At 63.9% G+C, this 6255-nt stretch carries 9 protein-coding genes; 6 read left to right on the forward strand and 3 right to left on the reverse strand.

Annotated features, from left to right (window positions below; translation table 11 throughout):
* Positions 1-10: 10 nt before the first annotated feature.
* Positions 11-1126 carry an A/G-specific adenine glycosylase gene (mutY, locus tag ABC729_RS16410; RefSeq protein ID WP_495608612.1) on the reverse strand — a complete coding sequence of 372 codons (1116 nt, stop codon included), beginning with the start codon at positions 1124-1126 and terminating at the stop codon, positions 11-13.
* On the opposite strand from mutY, the gene ABC729_RS16415 reads away from it, so the two are divergent.
* Genes ABC729_RS16415 through ABC729_RS16425 form a run of 3 tightly spaced genes read left to right on the forward strand, consistent with a single transcriptional unit; the run spans position 1125 to position 2276 of the window.
* The gene (locus tag ABC729_RS16415; RefSeq protein ID WP_495608613.1) at positions 1125-1598 is read left to right on the forward strand and encodes a DUF721 domain-containing protein; all 474 of its coding nucleotides are present in this window, start codon (positions 1125-1127) and stop codon (positions 1596-1598) included. The two genes, mutY and ABC729_RS16415, sit on opposite strands and share 2 nt — an antisense overlap.
* Positions 1599-1630: 32 nt before the next feature.
* Positions 1631-1927, forward strand: coding sequence for a toxin-antitoxin system TumE family protein (locus tag ABC729_RS16420; protein ID WP_495608614.1), 297 nt, complete (start codon positions 1631-1633; stop codon positions 1925-1927).
* Positions 1914-2276 carry an HVO_A0114 family putative DNA-binding protein gene (locus tag ABC729_RS16425; RefSeq protein WP_495608615.1) on the forward strand — a complete coding sequence of 121 codons (363 nt, stop codon included), beginning with the start codon at positions 1914-1916 and terminating at the stop codon, positions 2274-2276. The genes ABC729_RS16420 and ABC729_RS16425 overlap by 14 nt, the downstream gene beginning before the upstream one ends.
* A gap of 66 nt (positions 2277-2342) precedes the next feature.
* Here the strand turns inward: ABC729_RS16425 and ahpD are convergent, their stop codons facing one another.
* Together ahpD and ABC729_RS16435 are read right to left on the reverse strand one after the other, a co-directional pair.
* Positions 2343-2876 carry an alkylhydroperoxidase, AhpD family gene (ahpD, locus tag ABC729_RS16430; RefSeq protein ID WP_102112110.1) on the reverse strand — a complete coding sequence of 178 codons (534 nt, stop codon included), beginning with the start codon at positions 2874-2876 and terminating at the stop codon, positions 2343-2345.
* Positions 2877-3129: 253 nt separating this feature from the next.
* Positions 3130-3669, reverse strand: coding sequence for a peroxiredoxin (locus tag ABC729_RS16435; protein ID WP_094454183.1), 540 nt, complete (start codon positions 3667-3669; stop codon positions 3130-3132).
* Between the two features lie 152 nt (positions 3670-3821).
* On the opposite strand from ABC729_RS16435, the gene ABC729_RS16440 reads away from it, so the two are divergent.
* The 3 genes from ABC729_RS16440 (at position 3822) to ABC729_RS16450 (ending at position 6197) form a co-directional block, all read left to right on the forward strand.
* On the forward strand, positions 3822-4742 hold the full coding sequence (locus ABC729_RS16440; RefSeq protein ID WP_495608616.1) for a LysR substrate-binding domain-containing protein: 921 nt from the start codon (positions 3822-3824) through the stop codon (positions 4740-4742).
* Between the two features lie 87 nt (positions 4743-4829).
* The gene (locus ABC729_RS16445; RefSeq protein ID WP_495608617.1) at positions 4830-5195 is read left to right on the forward strand and encodes a hypothetical protein; all 366 of its coding nucleotides are present in this window, start codon (positions 4830-4832) and stop codon (positions 5193-5195) included.
* A 330-nt stretch (positions 5196-5525) separates the two neighbouring features.
* Positions 5526-6197, forward strand: a complete 672-nt coding sequence (locus ABC729_RS16450) for a TerC family protein (protein WP_495608618.1) — start codon at positions 5526-5528, stop codon at positions 6195-6197.
* Positions 6198-6255 lie beyond the last annotated feature (58 nt).

Below are 6255 nucleotides of genomic sequence, written 5' to 3' on the forward strand. Positions count from 1 at the left end.
CCCTTTTATGTCATGCCCCCTTGGTCAGGGCGTGACGCAGTATCTTCATCATGACGGTGGGCAGTGCCTCGTCTCCCAACGCGTCGGGCGCCACCCAGATCAGGTCCGTCCCGCCGCCGGTCCCGGCTGCCCGTCCGGCCACCACCGTAATTTCGAACTCGAAATGGGTGAAAGTATGACGGACGATGCCGGGCAGGGGCGTCCAGTCAATGCCGGCCAGGGGCGCATGCGGGCGTGATGCCGCCAGGGTCGGTGCGGGTGCTGCTTCCCATGGCGTGGTCGGCACCTCCATCATGCCGCCCAGCAGCCCCTTCTCCGGACGGCGGCGCAGGGCCACATGCCCGCGCGCATCGGTCAGGACGAAGGCGAGCGCCCGGCGCGTGGGTTTAGCGGCTTTTGCCGTCTTGGCGGGCAGGTCCTCCGCGATGCCCTGCTTTCGCGCCTCACAGGACGCGGTCCAGGGGCACAGGATGCAGCGCGGCTTGCGCGGGGCACAGATGGTGGCGCCCAGGTCGAACAGGGCCTGGGTGTAATCGCCGGGCCGCCGGTCGGGCACCAGGGCTGCTGCATGGGCGCGCAAGGTTGGCTTTGATCCCGGCAGCGGGTCGGTGACGGCATGCAGCCGCGCCATCACCCGCTCGACATTGCCATCCATGGCCGTGGCGGGCTTGTCAAAGGCGATGGTCAGGATCGCGGCCGCCGTATAGGCCCCGATGCCGGGCAGGGACAGCAGCCCCTCTTCGGTATCGGGAAACCGCCCGCCATGCTGGCCGGCCACCGCGACGGCGCATTTATGCAGGTTGCGGGCGCGGGCATAGTAACCAAGCCCCGCCCAGGCGCGCAGCACATCATCCAGATCGGCGGCGGCCAGATCATTGACCGTGGGCCAGCGGCCCAGGAAATTCTGGAAGTACGGCCCGACGGTCGCCACCGTCGTCTGCTGCAACATGATCTCCGACAGCCAGACCCGGTAGGGATCGGCCATCTCCCCAGGGGCAAAGCGCCAGGGCAGGATGCGGCGGTGCCGGTCATACCAGTCCAGCAGCAGGCCGGGCAGGCCACCAGGCTGGTCAGCGCCCTTGCGATCTGCTTTGATACCGGTCTTCGGTAATGAACGGACGCTCATGAACAGCCCCAGTGGTTTCGGCCCGCAACGCCTTGGACGTACATTGAATGCCGTCGCCGGCAAGGCCCTGGGCAAGGACGGCATGGCCTTTGGCGCGCTTCTGACCGACTGGGCCGCCATTGTCGGCGGGCGTCTGGCCGAACAGACATCGCCCCTGAAACTGGCCTTCCCCGCCGGGCGGCGGGAGAATGCCGTGCTGCATGTGCGGGTGTCCAGTGCGGCAGCCCTGCTGGTTCAGCATGAAGAACCGCAGATCCTGGAACGGATCAATTCCTTCATGGGCTGGCGTGCCGTGGCGCGGCTGAAACTGGTGCATGCAGGGCCGGTCCTGCCGCAGAAGAACTATGCCTTGAAGCCGGTAAAGCGCCTGGACCCTGTGAAGGAACGCGAACTGACCATGGCCGTTGAACCCATCGAGAATGAGGAGTTGCGCGCCGTGCTGGAACGGCTGGGCCGGGCGGTGGTGGGGTAGCGCTTTTATGGTTGTTGGCGTATAATGCCAACATGGACGCGAAACTGGTGATCCGGCGGCGATTGACCTTCGCTGACCGGGATTTTGCGGAGATGGTGGTTTGGGCCCTGCCGACGCCGGTGCCGCCGACCACACACGGGTTTAAGTACCGGCTTGTCTATATTGTTGATGGGCAGCGGGTGCTGGGTTTTGACAATGAACGCGGCAAGGGCGACCACCGCCACGATGGCGAGTTGGAATTTCCATACCAGTTTCAGGATATTGACCGGCTTTTGGCTGATTTCGTTGATGCCGTCGAAGTATGGAGGACGTCACATGGAAAAGACTGACATCCGTATCGGGGCAAGCCTGCGTGAAGCCGCCGCAGAGGTGGCGGACGCCTGGAAGCGTGCTGCCACTGGCCAACCGGTGCCAGCCAGCGACCGTATCCTGTTTCGCGATTGGGAGGCGCTTTACACCATCCTGACACCCAAGCGGATGGAACTGCTGCGGCATTTGCGGGCGGAGCCGGCAGACAGTCTGCGGGCCCTGGCCCGTACCCTGAAACGCGATGTGAAGCGCGTGCACCAGGATGTCGCCGCCCTGACGGAGCTGGGCTTGATCACGCGTGATGAGGCGACGGGGCGGCTGTCCAGCGCCGTGGATGAAATCACCTCCACCATCCGCATCGCCGCCTGACAATAAAACGCCCCGGCACCTTGGCGGCACCGGGGCGTTCCATACTCCAACCAACCCACTGGACCCTTACGAGGCCAGCGCGTCCTCGGCGTCCAGAACCGTGGCGACAGCGTGGATGACGGCGGCGATGCGCACGACATCCTGCACATTCTCCTTGGTCGCCCCCTTCTGGATCACTTCATGCTCATGCGCGTCGATGCACATGCCGCAGCCATTGACGGCGCTGGCGGCCAGCGACCACAGCTCGAAATCGACCTTCGACGCGCCGGGATTGGCGATGATGTTCATGCGCAGGCGCGCCGGCATCTTGGAATATTCCTTGTTATCCGCCAGATGCACGAAGCGATAATAGATGTTGTTCATGCCCATGATGGCACCGGCGGCCTTGGCGGCCGTCAGGTTCTGGGCGTCCAGATGGGCGGCGGCATCGGCCACGATGGCCTTGGTCACTTCCGCATTGCGGCTGGCATAGGCGGCGGCGATGGCCGTGCCCCAGGCCTGCAACGGCGAAAGCGAAGAGGTGGTCAGCACCGACCCGAGGTTCAGTTTCAGATCCTTGGCATAGTCGGGCAGGCGCGACTTCAGCGCGTCGATGGACATGGTTTCATCTCCGGTCGAGAGTGGACATGACGTCGGGCGCGGCGCGGAAGGGCCGATGCGCGGGACGGTCGGTTTTGAAAAAGGTGCCGGCGCCCGTCAGAAGGGGGCGGCCAGGATCACCAGGGCGGCATACCGCCGGAATGGGGCCCCTTCGCCCGGGAGTTAGGGGGGGGAGGGCGAAGGGGTAAATGGGCGCCCCGGAAGATCGGGGGGATCAGGGCGCCCATCCGTCAGAGGTCAGCGATCAGTGAGATCAGCCGACCTTCAGGACGTCCTCGCCCTTCTGCCAGTTGCAGGGGCACAGTTCGTCGGTCTGCAGGGCGTCCAGCGTGCGCAGCACTTCCTGCACATTGCGGCCGACCGACAGGTCATGGACGGAGGCGAAGCGGATGATGCCTTCCGGATCGACGATGAAGGTGGCGCGCAGGGCAACGCCCTCGTTCTTGTCCAGAACGCCCAGGCCAGCGGACAGCTCGCGCTTCACGTCGGCCAGCATCGGGAACGGCAGGTCCTTCAGATCGGCATGGTTCTGGCGCCAGGCCAGGTGCACGAACTCGGTGTCGATGGAGGCACCCAGCACCTGGGCATCGCGGTCGGCGAAGTCACCGTTCAGCTTGCCGAAGGCGGCGATCTCGGTCGGGCACACGAAAGTGAAATCCTTCGGCCAGAAGAACACGACCAGCCACTTGCCCTTGTAGGTGTCGTTGTTGATGGTCGTGAAGGCCGACTTGATGTCGGTGGAAACGGTGGCCTTCAGGTCGAAAGCGGGGAACTTGTCGCCAACGGTCAGCATGGTAAACAACTCCGTTTTTTGGGTTGGTTTGTGATGCGGTGCCAAAGTCAGGCCCCTGCCGATACAGCTATCGGCCTGAGGCGTCGCTGATATGAGTGCATTGCGGTGCAAAATCCAATCGCATCTTCCGACTGCCGTCATAGGATGAACCAATGAACCCGGCGAACATCACCCTTCGGCAGTTGCGTTATCTGGTGGCCCTGGCCGACACGCTTCACTTCGGGCGTGCCGCCTCTGCCTGCCATGTGTCGCAGCCTTCCTTGTCCGCGCAGATACAGCAGCTGGAAGAAATGCTGGGTTCCGCCCTGGTGGAACGCACCAAACACCGCGTGCTGCTGACCCCGGCGGGGGAGGATGCGGTGGAACGGGCGCGCGTCATCCTGGGTCAGGTGGACGATTTGTCACAGGCCGTCCGCGCCTCTGGCCGGCCCTTGTCGGGTGCGCTGCGCCTGGGCGTGATCCCGACCAGCGGCCCCTATCTACTGCCGCGTGTGCTGCCCGACCTGCGGGCCGCCTACCCGGAATTGAAACTCTATCTGCGTGAGGATCTGACCGAGCGGCTGCTGGACCGGCTGCGCGCCGGCGACCTGGATATGGCGCTGCTGGCCCTGCCGGTGACCGAACCGGGGGTGGAGCTGCTGCCGCTTTACACCGAACCCTTCCTGGTCGCCATGCCGCGCGGCCACCGTCTGGACAATGCCGAGATGGTGGAGGAGGGGGAGTTGAAGGACGAGACCCTGCTGCTGCTGGAAGACGGCCATTGCTTCCGCGATCAGGCGCTGGATGTCTGCGCCCTGTCGGGGGCGGCGGCGGGGGATGGGTTCGCCGCCACCTCGCTGGCGACCCTGGTGGAGATGGTGGCGGGTGGCCTTGGCCTCACCCTGCTGCCGGCCCTGGCCGCTCCTTCGCTGGCCGCCAATGACCAGATCGGGTTGCGCCGATTCGCCGACCCGGCGCCGACGCGCACCATGGCCCTGGTCTGGCGGCGGGGCAGCCCGCGCAGCGGTGATATCCGCCGGCTGGCCGACCTGATTATCAAGCATCTGCCGGACGGCGCGCAGCCGGTGCGATAAACCGGGGCTTGCCGCCGCGCGCGACTGTGCCCATTCTATGGGTAACTGTTCCCGCTAACGGGGACGAAACCTGCCCGGAAGCGACGCGTGACCATCGACCGGTTGCTTGTCCTGTTGTTGAGCCTGTCCTTCCTGCTGCTGGCCCCGCCAGCGGCAGCCGATAGTGCTGTTCCGCTTCCGGCACCGGTCGTCCTGGCCGAGCAGAAGGGTTCCGACTCGGTGCCCGACCCTGTCAGTCCTGACGATCCCGGCCTTTTCCTGTTGAGCGCCGCGCCAGAGGCACCCCTGCCCACAGGCACCGATGATGCCGGTGGTCAGGACGGTCTGGCCCTGCCGGCCTTGTCTAGCCTGCCGCGCCTTGCCGCCGCAGATCCCCAGAGGATGCCCGCTGGACTTTCCGGTGCAGGGCAGGCTTGTGCCCATCCCTGGTCTACCGGCCCGCCGCGCGCCTGACCTTACCAGCCTGCTCTTGAGCGGGCTTTCTTCGTCTATTCTTCCCAAGTAAATTTAATCCATTCATTTCAATGAATGGAAATGCTTTCCCTTTGTCGCCATTTAAGTATTCATAAATGTAGATTGCTATGAATACTGAAAATAATGTTTGACAATTTGGTTTCTGTGGCCAATATCTGCGTTGTCCTGTCATCATTCATGCAGGATCCAACTGCCAAGACTTGAAAACCCGCCCTTGTCCTTACAGGGGCGGGCTTTTTTTTGTTCCCCATCGCCAGCGCCGCCCCCTCGTGTTAGAACGGCGGCAAATAAGCGAAGGGGTTTTCGCACATGGACATGTTTTTTGAAGTGTCGTTCTGGAACGCGCTTTGGCAAGTGATCCTGATCGACATCGTGCTGGCCGGCGACAATGCCATTGTTGTGGGTCTGGCCGCTGCGGGCGTGGCAGCGCAGCAGCGGGCCAAGGTCATCTTCTGGGGTATCGCAGCGGCCGTGGTGCTGCGTATCATCTTCGCGCTGCTGACGACGCAGCTCCTGGCCATTGTCGGTCTGACCCTGGCTGGCGGTATCCTGCTGCTCTGGGTCTGCTGGAAGATGTGGCGTGAAATCCGCCAGCATAAGCAGGAGGACCTGGGTGCCGAGGTGGCAGACGAGGCCGTGAACCCCGGCGAAGCCAACCCGGGGGCCGAGGCGCTGCCGCCGGAAGGCACCAAGACAGTGCGTCAGGCCATTGTGCAGATCGTTATCGCCGACGTGTCCATGTCGCTGGACAATGTCCTGGCGGTGGCCGGTGCGGCGCATGAACATCCCGAAGTGCTGATCCTGGGTCTGGCCCTGTCGGTGGCCTTCATGGGTGCTGCCGCGACTGCCATTGCCAAGCTGCTGTCGCGCTTCCACTGGATCGCCTATGTCGGTCTGGCCGTGATCTTCTACGTCGCCATCAAGATGATCATTGACGGTAGCGAACAGGTGCTGCCCCTGGTGCAAAGCTACCTGGGCTGATCGCCGGGCACTGCTGAAAGAAGAAGGGGCGCCGGTTTCATCCGGCGCCCCTTTTTTA

This window comes from Niveispirillum sp. CC-CTL257 (assembly GCF_059489915.1).

Bases quoted from the DNA above. Each gene is read 5' to 3' on its own strand.
- ABC729_RS16415 (WP_495608613.1), top strand. From the start codon at position 1,125: ATGAACAGCCCCAGTGGTTTCGGCCCGCAACGCCTTGGACGTACATTG.
- mutY (WP_495608612.1), bottom strand. From the start codon at position 1,126: ATGAGCGTCCGTTCATTACCGAAGACCGGTATCAAAGCAGATCGCAAG.
- ABC729_RS16420 (WP_495608614.1), top strand. From the start codon at position 1,631: ATGGACGCGAAACTGGTGATCCGGCGGCGATTGACCTTCGCTGACCGG.
- ABC729_RS16425 (WP_495608615.1), top strand. From the start codon at position 1,914: ATGGAAAAGACTGACATCCGTATCGGGGCAAGCCTGCGTGAAGCCGCC.
- ahpD (WP_102112110.1), bottom strand. From the start codon at position 2,876: ATGTCCATCGACGCGCTGAAGTCGCGCCTGCCCGACTATGCCAAGGAT.
- ABC729_RS16435 (WP_094454183.1), bottom strand. From the start codon at position 3,669: ATGCTGACCGTTGGCGACAAGTTCCCCGCTTTCGACCTGAAGGCCACC.
- ABC729_RS16440 (WP_495608616.1), top strand. From the start codon at position 3,822: ATGAACCCGGCGAACATCACCCTTCGGCAGTTGCGTTATCTGGTGGCC.
- ABC729_RS16450 (WP_495608618.1), top strand. From the start codon at position 5,526: ATGGACATGTTTTTTGAAGTGTCGTTCTGGAACGCGCTTTGGCAAGTG.